This window comes from Streptomyces kebangsaanensis (assembly GCF_001906585.1).
In the GTDB taxonomy this organism is placed as follows: domain Bacteria; phylum Actinomycetota; class Actinomycetes; order Streptomycetales; family Streptomycetaceae; genus Streptomyces; species Streptomyces kebangsaanensis.
Window position 1 is genome coordinate 1 of the sequence record NZ_JUJA01000142.1, and the last position, 678, is coordinate 678.

Sequence of the window (678 nt, forward strand, 5' to 3'; positions counted from 1 at the left end):
GGCCCGCGTCCGGTGCCGGGTCCCAAGCCCGCACCGCGTCCGGCCCCGGCGGCGCCCACCACGCCGGAGTTCACCGCTCCGCCGTCGGCTCCGTCCCCGGCCGCGCCGAAGCCCGGCGCCCGTCCCGGCGCCCCCAAGCCCGGTGGCCGTCCCGGCCAGGGCCAGGCCTCCCGTCCGGGCCAGGGCGCACCGCGCCCCGGCGGCCAGGGCCCGCGTCCGGGTGCCCGCCCGGCCGGTCCGCGCCCGGGCAACAACCCCTTCACCTCCAGTGGCTCCACCGGCATGGCGCGCCCGCAGGCGCCGCGTCCGCAGGGTCCGCGGCCCGGCGGCCCCGGTGCCCCCGGCGCCGGTCCCCGTCCGCAGGGCCCCGGTGCCCAGGGCGGCGGTCCGCGTCCGCAGGCTCCGGGCGGTCCGCGCCCGACCCCGGGCTCGATGCCCCGTCCGCAGGGCGGCGGTCCGCGTCCGGGTGGCCCGCGTCCGAACCCCGGCATGATGCCGCAGCGTCCCGCTGCCGGCCCGCGTCCCGGCCCCGGCGGCCGCGGCCCGGCCGGTGCCGGACGTCCCGGCGGCGGTCGTCCGGGTGGCGGCGGCGGTTTCGCCGGCCGTCCCGGCGGCGGTGGCGCCCGTCCGGGTGGCGGCGGCGGTTTCGCCGGCCGTCCCGGTGGCGGCGGCCCCGGC

The 678-nt window shown here is 85.1% G+C and carries 1 pseudogene; it reads left to right on the forward strand.

What is annotated here, in order from left to right:
* Positions 1-678 (forward strand): annotated as a pseudogene (locus tag RH94_RS44085) (translation initiation factor IF-2); the annotation flags it as partial.